This window comes from Vibrio sp. 10N.286.48.F5 (assembly GCF_041469785.1).
GTDB classification, from domain to species: domain Bacteria; phylum Pseudomonadota; class Gammaproteobacteria; order Enterobacterales; family Vibrionaceae; genus Vibrio; species Vibrio crassostreae_C.
Genome location: NZ_JBFRLG010000032.1, coordinates 50,994 through 68,694 on the forward strand (window position 1 = coordinate 50,994; position 17,701 = coordinate 68,694).

A 17,701-nucleotide genomic window follows, 5' to 3' on the forward strand; every position below is an offset into this window, starting at 1 on the left:
CGACAAAATGCCGCGAGAGCGTATTCAGCGCAGAGACGTATAGTAGTGAGACTATCTTAGATTTTATGTCTCAATAGTAAGACTATGTCAGAAATAACGATTTTTCGAATCAAGAGTGCGGTACAGACTAGGTTTTGAAGCCCCAAAACAGAAAAAGCCACCCGAAGGTGGCTTTTTAATTACATAGGCTGTTACGCCCTATAAGCGAGAATTACGCCTGTGGACGCATTGCCGGGAACAAGATCACGTCACGGATTGTGTGCGTGTTTGTAAATAGCATTGCTAGACGGTCGATACCGATACCTTGACCCGCTGTTGGCGGTAGGCCGTGCTCTAGTGCAGTAATGTAGTCTGCATCGTAGTACATCGCTTCGTCATCACCCGCGTCTTTCGCGTTAACTTGCGCTTTGAAACGCTCGTCTTGGTCTTGTGCATCGTTAAGCTCAGAGAAACCATTCGCAACTTCACGGCCACCGATGAAGAACTCAAAACGGTCTGTGAAGAACGGGTTGTCATCGCTACGACGAGCTAGAGGAGAGATGTCCGCTGGGTAGCCAGTGATGAACGTTGGTTGAATTAGCTGAGGCTCAGCCGTTTCACCAAAGATCTCTTCTAGAAGCTGACCACATGTCCAGAACGTTTCTACGTCTACGTGTACAGATTTTGCGATAGCAACCATCTTTTCACGGTCTTGTAGGTCTGCTTCTGTTAGCGCTTGAATCTCAGCGTGCTCAGGGTTGTAGTGTTTGATTGCATCGAACATGCTCATGCGAGCGTAAGTGCCACCGAACTCAACCGTTTCGTCACCGTAAGGCATAGAAGTAGAACCAAGAACGTCCATTGCTGCCGTGCTTAACATCTCTTCTGTCAGATCCATAAGGTCTTTGTAGTCAGAGTACGCTTGGTAGAATTCCATCATTGTGAATTCTGGGTTGTGACGTGGAGATAGACCTTCGTTACGGAAGTTACGGTTGATCTCGAATACACGGTCAAAACCACCCACCACTAGACGCTTAAGGTAAAGCTCTGGTGCAACACGTAGGTACATGTCGATGTCTAGTGCATTGTGATGAGTGATGAACGGACGTGCAGTTGCGCCACCCGGGATCACGTGCATCATTGGCGTTTCAACTTCTAGGTAGCCTTTCGCGCTCATGAAGTTACGGATTGAAGATACAAGCTTAGAACGCACGATGAATGCATTGCGAGAATCTTCGTTCACGATTAGGTCAACGTAACGCTGACGGTAACGCATTTCTTGATCAGTTAGACCGTGGAACTTCTCTGGTAGAGGACGAAGTGCTTTAGTCAGCAGTTCAAACTCTTCCATGTTCACGTAAAGGTCGCCTTTACCTGATTTGTGAAGCGCACCTTTAACACCGATGATGTCACCGATATCTAGGCCTTGGTACTTCTCTTTCAGTACTTTTTGAACGTCTTTCGCTGCGTATGCTTGGATACGACCAGAAGTTTCTTGAATCGCAAGGAATGGACCACGCTTCGCCATAACACGACCAGCGATCGCAACGATGTGGTTAAGCTCTTCTAGCTCTTCCTTAGTCTTCTCACCGAATTCCGCTTGAAGATCGCCAGCTAGGTGCTCACGACGGAAGTCATTTGGGTGACCGTTAGCTTTGCAGTTTTGGCGGATGTGATCCAGCTTGCTGCGGCGCTCAGCGATTAGTTTGTTCTCTTCAGGTGAAGAAGCTTCTTGTGCGTTTTCGTTTTGAACAGCATCAGTCATTAGAGATGTACCCTGCTTTTAAAATTTGGACCGCTATATTTTTGCAAATATAGGCATTTTTACCAATATTATTGGTAAAGCTTAATAGTTGATAAAGCTTACAGACCTGATTTCAGGCTAGCTTCAATAAACTTGTCTAAGTCACCGTCAAGAACCGCTTGAGTATTACGGTTTTCGATGCCGGTGCGTAAATCTTTGATACGAGAATCATCCAGCACGTAAGAGCGGATTTGACTGCCCCAACCGATGTCTGATTTCGTCTCTTCGCTCGCTTGTTTTTCAGCATTTTGTTTTTGAATCTCAAGTTCAAAAAGCTTAGCACGTAGCTGCTTCATCGCTTGATCTTTGTTCTTATGCTGCGAACGGTCATTCTGACACTGAACCACAGTGTTAGTCGGAACGTGAGTAATACGTACCGCTGATTCCGTGGTGTTTACGTGCTGACCACCAGCGCCAGAGGCACGGTATACGTCAATACGTAGGTCAGAAGGATTAATGTCGATCGTAATGTTGTCATCAATCTCAGGATAGATAAACGCAGATGCAAATGAAGTATGACGACGACCACTTGAATCAAATGGTGACTTACGAACTAGACGGTGAACACCAGTCTCTGTGCGTAACCAACCGTAAGCATACTCACCAGAAATACGTACCGTTGCGCCTTTAAGGCCAGCAACATCACCATCCGACACTTCGATAACTTCAGTCTTGAAGCCTTTCGAATCTGCCCAACGTAAGTACATGCGCAACATCATTGAAGTCCAGTCTTGAGCTTCTGTACCGCCCGAACCTGACTGTAAATCGATGTAGCAATCTGATGCATCGTGATCACCAGAGAACATACGACGGAATTCCAGCTTCTCTAGCTTAGCTTCAAGCTCGGCCAGTTCTGGTTCAATTTCATCGAACGTTTCTTGATCTTCTTCTTCAACCGCAAGCTCTAATAGGCCATCAACATCCTCAACACCTTGGTCAAGTTGGTCGATCGTTTCTACTACCGCTTCCAATGCAGAACGTTCTTTACCTAGCGCTTGAGCACGCTCAGGTTCGTTCCATACATCCGGTTGTTCTAATTCTGCGTTTACTTCTTCTAGACGCTCTTTCTTAGCGTCATAGTCAAAGATACCCCCTCAGGATATTTGTGCGCTCAGACACATCCTGCAGACGGTTTTTTATAGGATTGATTTCAAACATTTTAGCTCATCATTTATGAGTAGAATTTAACCGAAGAATTGTACTCAAAAGTGTGACGGAGATACAGAATTTTTTAGAGTGGTGAACCAAGATTCAACAACTTAATGGGATATAAAATTGACAGGCATAAAAAACACGTAAATTTTGTAAGGGCAGGAAGGAAAACAAGCCCTGTTTTTGAACAGAGCTTGTTGAATTTGGCACTATATGATGAGCATTATTGAGCCCAAAATCACTATTTGGCTTCGATATGATCAATCATCAGCTGCAACGATTGGTTGCCGCGAAATTCGTTGATATCGAGCTTAAATGCAAGATGAACGGTTTTTACTGATGCATCAGGCCAGCGACGTAGGTCGACGTTAAAGGCAATACCATCAATCATCACATTGGTTGGGTGGCCTTTGTAGAGCGGCTCAAGCATCAGCTTAAGGTGCTTTTCACCCACCAGCTTTTGGTGCAGCACTTTAAACTCACCATCGAAGATTGGCTCAGGGAAAGCTTGTCCCCACGGGCCACCTGAACGCAGCGTTTCAGCGGTGTGCATCGAGAACTCTTCTGGTAACAGCTCACCATCAGACAAGATAATGCCCTTCAGTGCTGTTTCTCCAAGTTCATTCTTCACCACATCATTGAACAGCTTGCTGAAGCGTTCAAAGTCCTTTTCCATGATGGTTAAACCAGCCGCCATTGCGTGGCCACCAAATTTAAGAATCAAGCCAGGGTTTTGAGTATCAATTCGGTCCAATGCGTCACGCATGTGCAGACCCGGAATTGAACGACATGAACCTTTGATACTGCCTTCGCCGCCATCTGCAAACGCAATCACTGGGCGGTGGTATTTGTCTTTGATACGCGAAGCCAAAATACCAATCACACCTTGGTGCCAATCACGTTGGAACAGGGCTAAGCCAGAAGGTAGGTCGTCTTTACCAAATTCAAGGCGCTCACAAAAAGCCATCGCTTCTTGCTTCATACCCTCTTCGATCTCTTTACGTGTTTGGTTCAAGCCATCTAACTCACTCGCCATTCGACGAGCCGCATGGATGTTGTTACTCATTAGCAGCTCAACACCAAAAGACATGTCGTCTAATCGACCAGCTGCATTGATACGAGGACCAAGAGCAAAGCCAAAGTCAGACGCCACCAAACGCTTAGCGTCTCGCTTAGCAATTTCGATCAAGGCTTGAATGCCCGGACGAGCTTTACCCGCACGAATACGTTGCAAACCTTGATGAACTAAAATTCGGTTGTTTTCATCGAGTGGAACCACGTCGGCAACCGTACCCAGCGCCACAAGGTCAATCAGTTCCATCAACTTAGGTTCTGTCATGCCGCGCTCTGCAAACCAACCCAATTTACGCATGTGAACACACAATGCCATCATCAGGTAAAAAGCGACACCAACCCCCGCTAGGGCTTTCGAAGGAAAAGCACAACTTTCAAGGTTTGGGTTAACCATAGCATCGACCATTGGCAGTTCATTGCCCGGCAAGTGATGATCGGTAACCAGAACCTCTAGCCCTTTCTCTTTAGCAAAGCGAACACCTTCAATTGAAGATACACCGTTGTCGACCGTCATGATCACTTCAGCACCAAGCTCGATTGCCTGTTCAACAACCTCAGGGCTCAAGCCATAACCATCTTCAAAACGGTTTGGTACCAGATAGTCGACGTTAGAGCTGCCGAGCATACGTAACGCTAAAACAGACAGCGCCGAGCTGGTCGCGCCATCGGCATCAAAGTCACCAACAATGATGATGCGTTTTTGCTGCTGAATAGCTTTGAACAACAGCTCAACCGCAGCATCAATGCCGCCCAGTTTTTGATAAGAGTGCAAGCCTTTCGCTGCTGTCTCTAGTTGGTCGGCACTGTCGATTCCACGACTCACATAAATGCGCTTTAACAAGTCAGGTAAGTGAGCAGGTAAGACTGAAATGTCGACCTCAGGACGGCGTTGGATCTCTATCATATAAAAATGGGCCCGATATCAATCAGGCCACTCCTTAAATCAAAAACATGGGGGATAAATTGGCAATACAGAAAACGAGATTATTGCTCTAAACGTTGAAGAAGTTGTGCTGGCGGTAAGTAACCACTCACCAACTCACCACTTGCTAGCACGATAGCCGGTGTGCCATTGATGCCAAGCTCACGACCCAGTTGGTATTGTTTAGCAATGATCTGCTTTTGCTCTGCTAGGTCTTTACCAGACGCTGGCATTTGACGGTTTACTTTAGCGTCATGCATCGCTGTTTTTGGATCATCTGACGCCCAGATTGCTGCCATTTGATCGGCAACTTGCCCTGTCGCACCTTGGCGTGGGTAAGCCATGTAACGAACGGTGATACCCAAATCGTTGTAGCCTTGCATTTGGCTGTGCAGACGAACACAGTAGCCGCACGTAATGTCAGTAAATACCGTCACAACATACTTTTCGTTATCGGCTTTGTATTCAATAACCGTATCCGACATCGCTGCCACTTTTTCAGCATTCAGCGGAGCTTGACGCTCAGCCAAAACATCACTGAACTTTCCGTTTTCATCCAAAGAGTAAAGAGTGCCGGCTAGAAAGTGATCGCCCTCTGGAGAAGAAAAGATAATGCCGCTGTTGGTTTGAACTTCTAAAAGACCATCGATATCCGAAGGCACAATCTTATCGACCTTAATACCGATTTTTTCAAAACGCTTAGTTAACGCAGCTGTATCAATAGCTTGAGCTGGAGCAGCTTCTACGGCTGTTGATGTTGTTTCTACTTTCGCTTCTGATGCATTACATGCAGTAATCATAAGAGGAAGCGCTAGTAGAGGAAGACGGCGTAATACGCTCATTAAGTTCACCTTAAAAATAAATGGATTTAAGCACGTGGGTGATGCTGTGCGTGAATTTGCTTCAGCCTTTCAGTCGCCACGTGAGTATAAATTTGGGTTGTCGATAAGTCACTATGCCCAAGTAACATCTGTACGACCCTGAGATCTGCGCCATAGTTCAGTAAATGCGTCGCAAAAGCGTGTCTCAATACGTGTGGTGACAACAGCTCTGTATCGATCCCAGCGACGACCGAGTAGTGCTTAATACGATACCAGAACGTCTGACGGGTCATTTGCTTGGCGCGTTTACTCGGAAAAACCACATCAGAACTGTTTTCGCCAAGTAGATGTGGACGACCTTGTTCAATAAAAGTCTCTATCCAATCCACCGCATTTTCGCCCATTGGTACTAAGCGCTCTTTGCCACCCTTACCAATAACACGCACCACGCCCTGTCTTAGGCTGATGTTTTCCATCGTCAAGCTAACCAGTTCTGTCACACGCAAACCGGTTGCATAGAGTAACTCAAGCATCGCCTTATCGCGAAGCTCAATCGGATCGTTCGGATCTGGCGCATCGAGCAAAGCATCAACCTGTTCTTCGCTCAAATCTTTCGGCAAGCGTTGCGGCAGCTTCGGGCTGATCAACAAGGCACTTGGATCATCGCCTCTGATTTTCTCGCGGTGCAAATATTGGAACAAGCGACGAATCGCCGACAACATACGGGCACGAGAGGTCTGCTTAAAATCGGCGTCGGCTAACCAGCCTTGATAATCCTGTAAACCTGAAAGGCTAATGAAGTCGAGGCGGTAATTGTTCTTTTCCATCCACGCTAATAACTTGGACAAATCGGTACGGTACGAGACAAGCGTATTCTCCGATAATCCTCGCTCCATCCACATAGCATCTAAAAACTGCTCAACGAGACCGTGGTCTGCGCTCTGCCCTTGAGGCGACTGCATAGTGTTACTCACAATATTGGAAACTGTTTTGAGAGTATGCCAGAGCAAATATGAATGCCATAAAAATTACGACTTGAGCGGATAATCGCTGCAATCGAAGTCGATTTATGGTTAGAATTCGCCATCTGAAATTAAAATCGAACGTTTGCTATGAAAATTGGATTATTTTACGGCTCAACCACCTGCTACACAGAAATGGCAGCAGAGAAAATTCGCGGCATTATTGGTGAAGACCTAGTTGATATCCATAACGTGAAAGAAAGCCCTCTTTCATTGATGGCGGACTACGACCTTTTATTGCTGGGCATCTCGACTTGGGACTTCGGTGAAATCCAAGAAGATTGGAATGAACTGTGGGAAGACATCGCAACCACGCCTATGAAAGGCAAGGTTGTGGCTCTGTTTGGTTTGGGTGACCAAGAAGGCTACGGCGAATGGTTCCTAGATGCGATGGGTCTATTGCATGATGAACTGAAAACCGCGGGTGCAGAGTTTGTTGGCTTCTGGCCAAACGATGACAGCTACGAGTTCGAAGCGTCTAAAGCGTTAACCGAAGACAAATCTCAATTCGTTGGTTTGGCGCTTGATGAAGATTCACAATACGAGCTAAGCGACGACCGTATCGCAAGCTGGGTTGAGCAAGTACTGGTTGAGTACAGCGAAAAGCTATAACCAAACAGAAGTACTCCCGGCTAAGTAGCTAACCAAGTAACTAGCTGGATATAAAAAGACCACAGAATACAAAAAGGCCTCATTACTGCGAAGTAATGAGGCCTTTTCTATTTCATCTCGAAGGACAATCTAATCTCAACGGAAGATTAAACAGTCTCCTCAGCCATCTCTTGCTCTGTTGATTTACCAACGAAGAACATACAGATGATTGCAGCAGTCGTTGGAAGCAACCAACCCATACCGATCTCAAACAGTGGCAGCATCTTAAGTGCAGACACGTCTACACCCGCTACTTTAGCGCCATCAATAAGAGCAAACAGCAGTGACACTAATACTACTACGCGGTAAGCCACTTTTGGATTAGGGAAACGGCTACGTAAGAATGTCAGAGCAACCAACGCGATAGCGACTGGGTACAGTGCAAACAGTACTGGAACAGACAGAGAAATCAGTTGAGAAAGACCAACGTTCGCAACGGTTGCACAAGCTACACCATTGATGATTACCCAAGTCTTGTAAGACAGAGGCGTTAGCGAGCTGAAGTAATCAGAACATGCTGACACAAGGCCAATCGCCGTAGTTAGACATGCTAATAGTACGATCACAGAAAGCACTAGCTGACCAGAAGGACCAAACAACGATTGAACGTATAGGCTTAAAATAGCACCGCCATTGTCTGCACCAGCTGCGACTGTTGCACTTGTTGCGCCTAGGAAAAATAGAGAGATGTAAACAAACGCCAGACCCGCTGCGGCAATACAACCCGCGCTAATTAGGTACTTAGTCGTCGCTGCACGGTCAGTAATGCCCTTGCTACGAATCGCATCAACAATCAGCATACCAAACATCAAAGAAGCAAAAGTATCCATGGTGTTGTAGCCTTCAAGGAAACCTTTGGTTAGTGGTTGAGTGATGTACTCACCGTGAGCCGCAAGAATATCGCCTTGAGGGTTAACGAATACAGCAATCGCCAGCACAACCAAACCAACGAACAGTGCAGGTGTTAGCACCTTACCAATGACGTCAATAAGCTTACCTTGCGACCATGAGAAGAACATCGCTACTGCAAAAAATGCAATCGAAAAGAGAGTTAGGTGAGCTTGAGAGGCATCGATGAAGAACGGTTTCACCGCCATCTCATAGGCAACAAGGCCAGTACGCGGTGCAGCAAATGCAGGACCGATAATGATAAAGATCAGTACAGCCATGATGGTTGCTGCTTTCTTAGGAAGATCTTTAGTTAAGTGACCCCAAGAGCCACCAGCCACTGCGACCGCGACGATAGTGATTAACGGCAGACCAACGGCAGTCAGCAGAAAACCAGACATCGCTGGAAGGAAGTGATCACCGGCTAATTGGCCAGCTAGAGGTGGGAAGATGATGTTACCCGCACCCAAGAAAAACGCAAAAAGCATAAAGCCCAATGCCATTATATCTGTTAGTTTTAGACTCTGTTTCACAGATAATCCTTAATTATATTTATGAATTTATGTTGTGCTTACATGAATGTTACAGCTCAAAGCTGCCAATCAATCTATAAAATAGTCGCGCATAATGACGAAACAACTGGCTAGCTGCAAGTCACCACACAAAAACACCATATAAATTTGCATATGAGAACAAAAAGCAGTGGATTCCACTAGCTATAGAAAAATAGCCACAATTATAAACTAACCATAATGCACAACAATATTCTTCCAAACAGAACATTGATTCATACAATCGGTTAACATTAGAGCTAATCACTTAAAATACCTCGATACTCAGAACATTAATGAAAGACAAAACAGTGCAAACTAAAAGCTTCAATTTTAAGCAATTCTCAATTTACGGCGGGAAAAGCGGTATGCCAGTCAGTACCGATGGCGTATTACTTGGCGCTTGGGTAAGCCTGCCACAAAGATCATGTGTACTCGATATTGGAACCGGGACAGGTCTGCTGGCTTTGATGGCTGCGCAGCGTTTTGAAGATGCTTCAATCTCTGCGATAGATATTGATCAACACGCTATTGATGCTGCCACTGTCAATATTGAGCAGTCGCCTTGGCAAAATCGTATCTCCCTTGATCACGGCAGCGTGTTAACAACCGACTTTCCACAAAGGTTTGATGCGATCATCTGTAACCCGCCCTACTTCAACTCTGGAGAACAGGCGCAGCAAAGCCAAAGAGCCACCGCCAGGCACACCGACAGCTTGGATCATTTAGCGCTTGCCCAGCGTTGTTTCGAGATAACAACCGACGCCGCGACTGCCAGTTTCATCCTACCGACGCCTGAGGGGGAAGGTTTTATCAAGCTTGCCGAGCAATGTGGTTGGTATCTAGCAAAACGCCTTGATGTAAAAACAACAGATAAAAAGCCAGCTAGCCGAATTTTATTCGAGTTATCTAAAGATCCTGCTTGCGAGCAAGATTTGCAGCGCGAATCGCTTACAATTCACCATCAAGGTGGTTATAGCGAAGCATTTATTGCGCTCACTAAAGATTTTTATCTCAAGATGTAGCAAATACCATGTGATCCTAATCACTAATGCTTCTATAATGTCCGACTACTCTTTTTTATCGTCTGCTTTTTGAGGCAGAAACATTTATTGCTTGTGGAGAAACAACAGTGATCAGAACCTTTGCAGAACTCGATCTAAACCAAGAGCTGCTTAAAGCAATTGACGAAATGGGCTACGAACGTCCAACACAGATACAAGCTGAAGCAATCCCACAAGCGTTAGATGGAAGAGACGTTTTGGCTTCTGCGCCAACAGGTACTGGTAAAACAGCATCATTTGTATTGCCAGCACTGCAATACCTACTGGATTTCCCACGTAAGAAATCTGGCCCTGCTCGTATGCTTATCCTGACGCCAACGCGTGAGCTAGCAATGCAGATCACCGAACAAGCACGTGAGCTTGCTAAATACACCAGCCTAAATATCTTCACGATCACGGGCGGTGTGATGTACCAAGAGCACGCAGATATCTTAAGTACCACTCAAGATATCGTAGTAGCAACACCTGGCCGCTTGATGGAATACATTGAAGGCGAGCGTTTTGACTGTCGCGCGATTGAATGGCTGGTTCTAGATGAAGCCGACCGCATGCTAGACATGGGCTTTGGTCCTGTTGTTGACCGTCTGTCTGCAGAGTGTCGCTGGCGTAAACAAACTTTACTTTTCTCAGCAACGCTAGAAGGTAAAGGCATTGAAGGCTTCACCGAGGATCTACTTAAAAACCCAGCGGAGATCGATGCGAAATCATCACTTCGTGAGCGTAAGAAGATCACTCAGTGGTACCACCGCGCAGATACAGCAGAGCACAAGCTGAACATCCTAAAGCACATCATCACCGAGCAAGCTGAGCGCAGCATCGTATTCTTGAAGACGCGTGATCGTCTAGGTGATCTACGAGCTCAACTTGAAAGCGCGCAAATCCCATGTGCGTGGATCCAAGGTGAAATGCCTCAAGATCGTCGTAACAACGCGATTGCTCGTTTCCGTGACGGCTCTGTAAACGTACTACTAGCGACTGACGTTGCTGCTCGTGGTATCGACCTTCCAGACGTAAGCCACGTAATCAACTACGACATGCCACGTACTGCTGACGTATACCTACACCGTATTGGCCGTACGGCTCGTGCTGGTAAAAAAGGTAACGCGGTTTCTATCATTGAAGCGCACGATCAACTAATGATTGAGCGTGTGGCTCGTTACACAGACGAACCAATCAAAGAACGCTTCATCGAAGGCATGCGCCCTACGCATAAGAAAGCGGCCGTGACTAAGAAGAAGAAGCCGAAGAAAGAAGATAAGAAAGCGGTAGAGAAACAAAAAATCGCGAAGAAGAAAAAAATCGCGAAGAAAAAGAAAGCAGCAAAGAAGAAGTAATCTACCAGCTTCAACGATTCAATAAAAAAGCCCCATGCAGTTCGCTGCATGGGGCTTTTCTCTATCTGGTCTGTTATCAGGCTAAAACCGAGAGCTACTCGTTAGCCAAGGACTACTAGTTTTGCTCTTCGCGCTTAAAGACAAGCTCTTTCGCGTTCGACTCTTCTTCAACGAAGTAGTAGCCCGCCGTATCAAACTGGGTCAGCGCCTCAACCGAGTCGATCTTGTTCTCGATGATGTAGCGAGCCATCATGCCACGCGCTTTCTTCGCGTAGAAACTGATCACCTTGTACTGACCGTTCTTGCAGTCTTTGAATACAGGGGTAATCACTTGGCCATCCAAGTTCTTCGGCTTCACGGCTTTAAAGTATTCGTTAGACGCCAAGTTGATCAACACATTGTCGCCTTGAGCATTCAACGCTTCATTCAGCTTGTCTGTGATGATGTTGCCCCAGAACTGGTACAAGTTAGTACCACGAGCATTGGCTAAGCGTGTACCCATCTCTAGGCGGTATGGCTGCATCAAATCTAATGGCTTAAGCAAGCCATATAACCCAGAAAGCATGCGCAGGTGGTCTTGTGCGTAGTCAAAATCTTCATCCGATAGCGTTTCAGCGTCTAGGCCAGTGTATACATCGCCTTTAAAGGCTAGGATTGCTTGGCGTGCGTTGTCTTGGGTAAAGGTCTCGCTCCACTGCTCAAAGCGCGCTACGTTCAACCCTGCGATTTTATCGCTGACTTTCATCAGTGCAGAAATATCTACTGGCGTCAGTTTGCGGCACTCTTCAATCAGCTCAGCAGAGTGTTCAACAAACTCAGGCTGACTAAAGCGTTCCGTCGCTAATGGTGATTCGTAATCAAGTGTTTTGGCTGGAGAAACGACAACTAACATAACTTTACCCTAATCGGTTATCTAACTGGATGCTGCTAGAGTATAGAAAAAACATCAACTTGTCTTTATGACTCTTCCTATTACTTCGATAGGGAGAATGAGCTTCGATAGACAGAATGAGACAAATGACAGGCAAACAAAAAGGCTAAGGTCGAAACCTTAGCCTTTCTAATCACTTTAGGATGAGCCGTTTATCGCTCCAACAAGATTACTTCTTGTTGTTGTCCCAAATACCGTCTTCCAGCTGAGACTTAAGCTCTGGGAAGTCATTCGAATCGAATGTTGGTACTTTACCCGCGTCTAGTTGGCGGTTGTAGTCTTTCGCTAGCTTAATCACGATACCTGATAGCAGGATAATCGCCACCAAGTTAACAATCGCCATTAGGCCCATCGATACGTCAGCCAGTGCCCATACCGTTGGTAACGTCGCTAGAGAACCGAACATAACCATACCCAGAACAACGATACGGAACAGCACTAGGCCCTTCTTGTTGTTGTGCTCAAGGAAGATAAGGTTCGTTTCAGCGTACGAGTAGTTTGCAATGATTGAAGTGAAAGCGAAGAAGAAAATCGCTACCGCTACAAAAATGCCGCCCCATTCGCCCACTTGTGCTGTTAGTGCACGTTGCGTTAGTTCGATACCCGTTACTTCACCGTGTGGTACATACTCACCAGACATCAGGATGATTGCGACTGTTGCTGAACAGATAACAATGGTATCCATGAACACGCCTAGCATTTGCACGTAACCTTGTGATGCTGGGTGCGGTGGGTAAGGCGTAGCAGAAGCTGCTGCGTTTGGCGCAGAACCCATACCCGCTTCGTTCGAGAACAAACCACGTTTGATGCCGTTAATCATCGCTTGTGCGATTGCGTAACCTAGGCCACCCGCTGCTGCTTCTTGCAGACCGAATGCACTCTTGAAGATAAGAGCCAGTACTTCAGGCACTTTCTCGATGTTCGCGAACATCACGTACATAGCGATCGCTAGGTAAGCCAATGCCATGATTGGAACGATGATTTCTGCTGTGCGTGCAATCTTACGGATACCACCGAAGATAACGAACGCAGAGATGATTACGATACCAACACCAACGTAGCTACGCTCAAGGTCGAATGCCGTATTCATTGCGCTTGCAATCGCGTTCGCTTGAACCGCGTTGAATACAAGACCAAATGCAATGATGAGGAAGATAGAGAATAGAACCCCCATCCAACGCATGCCTAGGCCTTTCTCCATGTAGTATGCAGGGCCGCCGCGGTAGTTACCGTCGTTATCACGCGTTTTATATAGCTGTGCCAGTGTGCTTTCTGCAAACGATGTTGCCATACCTAGCATTGCGATTAGCCACATCCAGAAGATAGCACCAGGGCCACCAGCGGTTAGTGCTACAGCAACACCTGCCATGTTACCCGTACCTACACGAGCAGCGAGACTAGTACAAAGAGCTTGGAAAGAAGAGATACCAGCACTGTCTGCTTTACGGCTGTTTCTAAGAACAGAGAACATGTGGCCGAAATGGCGGAATTGAATGAAGCCTAGTCGTACAGTGAAGTAGATACCCACACCAACCAGTAAGTAAACTAAGATAGATCCCCAAAGGAGATCGTTCATCAAATTGATTAAGTCTGTCACGTGAACCTCGTAATTGAGTTTAAGCACCGATCATGCTTCCTAGCCTTCCTCTTAATCGCCTATGCCTCTGTCAATGTTGTGTCGGCACTCTTGTTATATTCTTGCGGCGATTGAGACTGTAAATGTCGCTTCATGCATCCATTTTACGTATCAGTGTATTTTTTGACGGGCGGATAATGCAGCGAGACGGCCTAAAAATCAATATGCAAATACACTTATATTAAAATGACATTTCACTAATAACACACCTTTTGTTAACACAACTTTCAACAATGCAACCCAATAAAAGTCACATTATCGGGACATAATATCAACAACAGCCACGGCACTACCCCAACAAGAACACCATCCTATAAAAATGACGTCAGCCTAGGTTTTACAAGGTATAGTGAAGATCTTCGTTTTTTTCTAGGCCAATGAGATCCCTATACCGCACGGTACCATGTGCACTTCAATGCATTGTAGTCAAAACGCTATTCCATTCGCACAATGAATTAACATTCAATAACCCCCAATTTAATCGTTTACTTAGGTTTGTTTGCCTGTTTTTTATACATAATAATTATCACAATGTGTGAGCATGCATAAGAAAATAGAACAAAAGCTTCATGGATTTGAAACAAATGAGAAACAAATCAAAGTTATTGTGAACCTAAATATGATATTTATTGGTTCGTAAGAACTAGTCCCACGGAAGGAGATATGGCTTATGGATAGCTTTCAATTCGATGAAGTATCAGAACTAGAAATGCCTCGTGTAACTCAAAAATCACGCTCGAAACCACTCAAGCGTAAGTGGCGTGAAATCGAAGCCATCAACGATCGTAGGCAGCTTGAGAAAGAGCTGAGAGAGATGAACCTAGGTCTTGATTTTAGCCTTGACGATATAAAACTTTAATCAGCACGATAAGAAATCAGATAGCAAAAGGCACCTATATAGGTGCCTTTTTTATTTTTTGAGGTAGTTAATCCGCTCAAAGCGCCATTTAGAAACCAACCCTCTAATATAGAGGACACCTAAAAATAGGTGCACCTCAACATTACAACGGGCTAAACACACTCTTGTTCATTTTGTCGAACCCGAGCCGCGAGTTGGCGATATTGATCGGCGATGGTCTCTCCAAAAACAGGGTCATCTTCCGGTTGAAGCCATTGAGACTCCACTTCTTGCCAATCTTTCACCGTGAACGCCTCAACAATCATGGGTAGCACATGCTTCTCTTCATATTCCATGTGCTTTCGCTGAGCCTTAACAAACGCTTCAAGCTGCTCAATAAAGACTTGCTGAGGAACCACCGCATCTTGAAGGATCATATCGACCAAACCTAAAAAGTCCGCCGTTTTCTCAGAAAGCAATTGATGCTCTAACTCCAAGTCTTCAATCGCTTGCTCGCTGCCATATTGCTTAAGATAGTAGCGATAAATGACGTCTTCTTTAGGGTGATGCACTTTGTCTGAATGGTTCATAAGGTAATGAACCACCTCTGCGATCAGGCTATAGTTTATTTCTCGCTCCTGTTTCAGAAACTCTAACTTACTGTTGAGTATCGCGAGTAAACGAGCCATATAGCCATGCTCTCGTCTTATCCTTTCAATCATCATAGTATTGCACTCCATTACACCTACTATTTATAAGTGTATACGAATATGCTGATTTATGATTTGACCCTGCTCAGAAAACCACCAACCTACACTTCTGTTGGTAAACGCCAGTCAATAGGTTGTTGATCCATAGAAGAAAGCAGCTTGTTGGTTGTAGAGAAATGCTGACAACCGAAGAATCCACGGCGTGCCGATAATGGCGATGGGTGAGGTGCAACCAACACATGATGCTTGTCGTCATCAATCGCTTGACCTTTCTTCTGGGCGTGTGCGCCCCACAACAAAAAGATGATCGGTTCAGAGCGCTGATTGAGCTCAGCAATAATGGCATCGGTAAAGGTTTCCCAGCCACACTTAGCATGTGAGTGTGCTTTTGCCTCTTCGACTGTAAGGACTGTGTTCAACATCAACACCCCTTGCGATGCCCAAGAATCGAGATAACCATGACTAGGAATCTCAAAGCCCTCTATATCTTGTGCAAGCTCTTTGTACATATTGCGTAGAGAAGGTGGGATTTTCACACCAGGAAGCACTGAGAATGCTAAGCCGTGAGCTTGGTTAGCACCGTGATAAGGATCTTGCCCTAAGATAACCACTCGCACGGATTCGAAAGGCGTCATATCAAAGGCACTGAACACCTGTTCTTGTGGCGGGTAGACGGTTTTACCACTATTACGTTGCTGTTCAACAAACGCGAGGACACTCTGAAAGTACTCTTTATCACGTTCATCATTAATAATGGATTCCCAAGTCTTTGGTGCGGTCATCGTTTTACTTCCCAATCATCAAGGTTTCTAGCGGCTTTCGCCAGACAAAAAAATAGCTGTATCGGCTAACTGTCCTAAATAAGGCTCTAGTTATACCTCATACAGCTATCAATAAACATGATGTGTAGGGTTCACTTGTTGATGAATCATAATAATCAGTTCAAGTTGTGCTTATCTCGATTAACCACTTTTCTGCTGTGTACGATGGTGGCCGTGGTTATGCACGTGACGGTTTGGTGTAGGTAAACGGCGTGCGACAGCAATAGTTGAAGTTTGGGTGATTGAATACATAAAGGCACCTCCTCTAAGACATCGTGAACTACATATTCACTTTAATACTATGAAAGAAAGGTGCCAATTTTTAGAAATAGACGGAAATAAATTTCCCCCTCTATTATTACGCTTGTTCGCTCGCTAGCGTTACTGAGCGATGAAACATTCTAAGTTGTTGAATTTCCTCTTTCCAGATCGTCGAATCAATGGTTTCCAAGATAAGAGGGATACCATTAAAGCGAGAATCAGAGGCAATATACTCAAAACAATCCCAGCCAATTTCGCCTTTTCCTAAAGAATGGTGTCGATCGACTCGGCTCGCGAACTCAGCTTTTGAATCATTGATGTGCATTGCTCTTAGATAGTGCATACCCACGATGCGGTCGAACTCAGCAAAAGTATGCTCACACGCCTCTTTTGTACGTAAGTCATAGCCAGCAGTAAACGTATGGCAGGTGTCTAAGCACACACCAACACGTGACTTATCTTCTACCTGTTCGATAATCTCTGCTAGATGTTCAAACTTCCAACCCAGATTAGTGCCCTGCCCAGACGTATTCTCGATCACTGCGATTACGTCAGGTACCGCTTGATGAGCTAGGTTGATCGATTCAGCGATCTTCGCCAAACATTCGCTTTCTGAGATTTTCTTTAAATGACTCCCAGGATGAAAATTCAAAAGCGTTAATCCAAGTTGATTACAACGCTCCATTTCATCAATAAAAGCCGCGCGTGATTTCTCTAGCTTCTCTTCTTCTGGTGCTCCTAGGTTAATAAGGTAGGAGTCATGAGGAAGAATGTGCTCAGCACCGAAGCCCAACATTTTGCAATTAGCTTTAAAGGCACCAATGGTTTTCGCTTCTAGCGGTTTTGCCGCCCACTGTCTCTGGTTCTTGGTAAACAGTGCAAACGCATTGGCGCCAATTTCACGTGCACGCATAGGCGCCTGATCAACTCCACCAGCAGCCGAGACATGAGCGCCAATAAACTTAATATTTGTTTCCGGTTTTGAGGATGAATTATTGTTTGTCATTAAATCACTTTACACTTTCAGAATGCTTAATAAATAAAGGGTCGTATCGGTTGTAGTTCAATAAAAACACAACAAATGTAGTAAACTTACAACAAATATGACTGTTAAATATTTTTTATACTTTAAAATATTTTGTAATTACTTTGTTTTCAAAGGTTTTATTGATTTACCTCAATATAATCACCTTTGTAAAAATATGGTTTTTGGTTGTTTTTTGACTTAAATCAATGTTAACC

Annotated in this window: 15 protein-coding genes; 4 read left to right on the forward strand and 11 right to left on the reverse strand. The window is 45.2% G+C overall.

Annotated features, from left to right (window positions below; all coding sequences use genetic code 11):
• Positions 1-211 precede the first annotated feature (211 nt).
• From lysS to xerD, 5 genes are all read right to left on the reverse strand, one after another.
• Positions 212-1,744, reverse strand: a complete 1,533-nt coding sequence (gene lysS, locus AB4185_RS17815) for a lysine--tRNA ligase (RefSeq protein ID WP_017059330.1) — start codon at positions 1,742-1,744, stop codon at positions 212-214.
• A 98-nt stretch (positions 1,745-1,842) separates the two neighbouring features.
• Positions 1,843-2,941, reverse strand: a protein-coding gene (gene prfB / locus AB4185_RS17820; RefSeq protein WP_100208942.1) for a peptide chain release factor 2 whose coding sequence is annotated in 2 segments (ribosomal slippage) — positions 1,843-2,865 and positions 2,867-2,941 — 1,098 coding nt in all. Because the reading frame shifts where the segments join, the coding sequence is not laid out codon by codon here.
• 235 nt (positions 2,942-3,176) lie between these two features.
• Complete coding sequence (recJ, locus tag AB4185_RS17825; protein WP_017059329.1) at positions 3,177-4,913, reverse strand: single-stranded-DNA-specific exonuclease RecJ; 1,737 nt, start codon at positions 4,911-4,913, stop codon at positions 3,177-3,179.
• Positions 4,914-4,993: 80 nt separating this feature from the next.
• Complete coding sequence (locus AB4185_RS17830; protein ID WP_017062874.1) at positions 4,994-5,773, reverse strand: thioredoxin fold domain-containing protein; 780 nt, start codon at positions 5,771-5,773, stop codon at positions 4,994-4,996.
• A 26-nt stretch (positions 5,774-5,799) separates the two neighbouring features.
• Positions 5,800-6,714, reverse strand: a complete 915-nt coding sequence (xerD, locus tag AB4185_RS17835; protein ID WP_017059327.1) for a site-specific tyrosine recombinase XerD — start codon at positions 6,712-6,714, stop codon at positions 5,800-5,802.
• 150 nt (positions 6,715-6,864) lie between these two features.
• Here xerD and fldB point away from each other — a divergent pair, with 150 nt between their 5' ends.
• Positions 6,865-7,386, forward strand: a complete 522-nt coding sequence (fldB, locus tag AB4185_RS17840) for a flavodoxin FldB (RefSeq protein ID WP_017062875.1) — start codon at positions 6,865-6,867, stop codon at positions 7,384-7,386.
• A gap of 146 nt (positions 7,387-7,532) precedes the next feature.
• On the opposite strand, the gene brnQ is transcribed toward fldB, so the two are convergent.
• Positions 7,533-8,846: a branched-chain amino acid transport system II carrier protein gene (gene brnQ, locus AB4185_RS17845; protein ID WP_065584721.1), complete on the reverse strand. Its 1,314-nt coding sequence runs from the start codon at positions 8,844-8,846 to the stop codon at positions 7,533-7,535.
• Positions 8,847-9,160: 314 nt separating this feature from the next.
• Here brnQ and AB4185_RS17850 point away from each other — a divergent pair, with 314 nt between their 5' ends.
• Both AB4185_RS17850 and srmB read left to right on the forward strand, forming a co-directional pair.
• Positions 9,161-9,889, forward strand: coding sequence for a tRNA1(Val) (adenine(37)-N6)-methyltransferase (locus AB4185_RS17850; RefSeq protein WP_017062876.1), 729 nt, complete (start codon positions 9,161-9,163; stop codon positions 9,887-9,889).
• A gap of 107 nt (positions 9,890-9,996) precedes the next feature.
• A complete protein-coding gene (gene srmB, locus AB4185_RS17855; protein ID WP_048658056.1) occupies positions 9,997-11,262 on the forward strand; it encodes an ATP-dependent RNA helicase SrmB in 1,266 nt (421 codons plus the stop codon).
• A 115-nt stretch (positions 11,263-11,377) separates the two neighbouring features.
• Here srmB and yaaA read toward each other — a convergent pair whose 3' ends face one another.
• Positions 11,378-12,154, reverse strand: coding sequence for a peroxide stress protein YaaA (gene yaaA / locus AB4185_RS17860; protein WP_017059322.1), 777 nt, complete (start codon positions 12,152-12,154; stop codon positions 11,378-11,380).
• A 208-nt stretch (positions 12,155-12,362) separates the two neighbouring features.
• Positions 12,363-13,790 carry a sodium:alanine symporter family protein gene (locus AB4185_RS17865; RefSeq protein ID WP_032545312.1) on the reverse strand — a complete coding sequence of 476 codons (1,428 nt, stop codon included), beginning with the start codon at positions 13,788-13,790 and terminating at the stop codon, positions 12,363-12,365.
• A gap of 709 nt (positions 13,791-14,499) precedes the next feature.
• Between AB4185_RS17865 and AB4185_RS17870 the strand changes: the two genes are divergently transcribed.
• Entirely contained in the window at positions 14,500-14,688 is a 189-nt protein-coding gene (locus AB4185_RS17870; RefSeq protein WP_017059319.1) for a DUF3545 family protein, read from the forward strand.
• A 152-nt stretch (positions 14,689-14,840) separates the two neighbouring features.
• Here AB4185_RS17870 and AB4185_RS17875 read toward each other — a convergent pair whose 3' ends face one another.
• The 3 genes from AB4185_RS17875 to nfo all read right to left on the reverse strand — a co-directional run bounded on the left by AB4185_RS17875 (position 14,841) and on the right by nfo (position 17,465).
• Entirely contained in the window at positions 14,841-15,392 is a 552-nt protein-coding gene (locus AB4185_RS17875) for a hemerythrin domain-containing protein (protein ID WP_017070073.1), read from the reverse strand.
• 86 nt (positions 15,393-15,478) lie between these two features.
• Complete coding sequence (gene ung / locus AB4185_RS17880) at positions 15,479-16,159, reverse strand: uracil-DNA glycosylase (RefSeq protein ID WP_017059317.1); 681 nt, start codon at positions 16,157-16,159, stop codon at positions 15,479-15,481.
• Positions 16,160-16,556: 397 nt separating this feature from the next.
• A complete protein-coding gene (nfo, locus tag AB4185_RS17885) occupies positions 16,557-17,465 on the reverse strand; it encodes a deoxyribonuclease IV (protein ID WP_372135715.1) in 909 nt (302 codons plus the stop codon).
• Positions 17,466-17,701 lie beyond the last annotated feature (236 nt).

Excerpts from the sequence above, each read along its gene's own strand:
- xerD (WP_017059327.1), bottom strand. The coding sequence starts at position 6,714 with ATGCAGTCGCCTCAAGGGCAGAGCGCAGACCACGGTCTCGTTGAGCAG.
- ung (WP_017059317.1), bottom strand. The coding sequence starts at position 16,159 with ATGACCGCACCAAAGACTTGGGAATCCATTATTAATGATGAACGTGAT.
- AB4185_RS17870 (WP_017059319.1), top strand. The coding sequence starts at position 14,500 with ATGGATAGCTTTCAATTCGATGAAGTATCAGAACTAGAAATGCCTCGT.
- yaaA (WP_017059322.1), bottom strand. The coding sequence starts at position 12,154 with ATGTTAGTTGTCGTTTCTCCAGCCAAAACACTTGATTACGAATCACCA.
- recJ (WP_017059329.1), bottom strand. The coding sequence starts at position 4,913 with ATGATAGAGATCCAACGCCGTCCTGAGGTCGACATTTCAGTCTTACCT.
- fldB (WP_017062875.1), top strand. The coding sequence starts at position 6,865 with ATGAAAATTGGATTATTTTACGGCTCAACCACCTGCTACACAGAAATG.
- AB4185_RS17875 (WP_017070073.1), bottom strand. The coding sequence starts at position 15,392 with ATGATGATTGAAAGGATAAGACGAGAGCATGGCTATATGGCTCGTTTA.
- nfo (WP_372135715.1), bottom strand. The coding sequence starts at position 17,465 with ATGACAAACAATAATTCATCCTCAAAACCGGAAACAAATATTAAGTTT.
- lysS (WP_017059330.1), bottom strand. The coding sequence starts at position 1,744 with ATGACTGATGCTGTTCAAAACGAAAACGCACAAGAAGCTTCTTCACCT.
- AB4185_RS17850 (WP_017062876.1), top strand. The coding sequence starts at position 9,161 with ATGAAAGACAAAACAGTGCAAACTAAAAGCTTCAATTTTAAGCAATTC.
- AB4185_RS17830 (WP_017062874.1), bottom strand. The coding sequence starts at position 5,773 with ATGAGCGTATTACGCCGTCTTCCTCTACTAGCGCTTCCTCTTATGATT.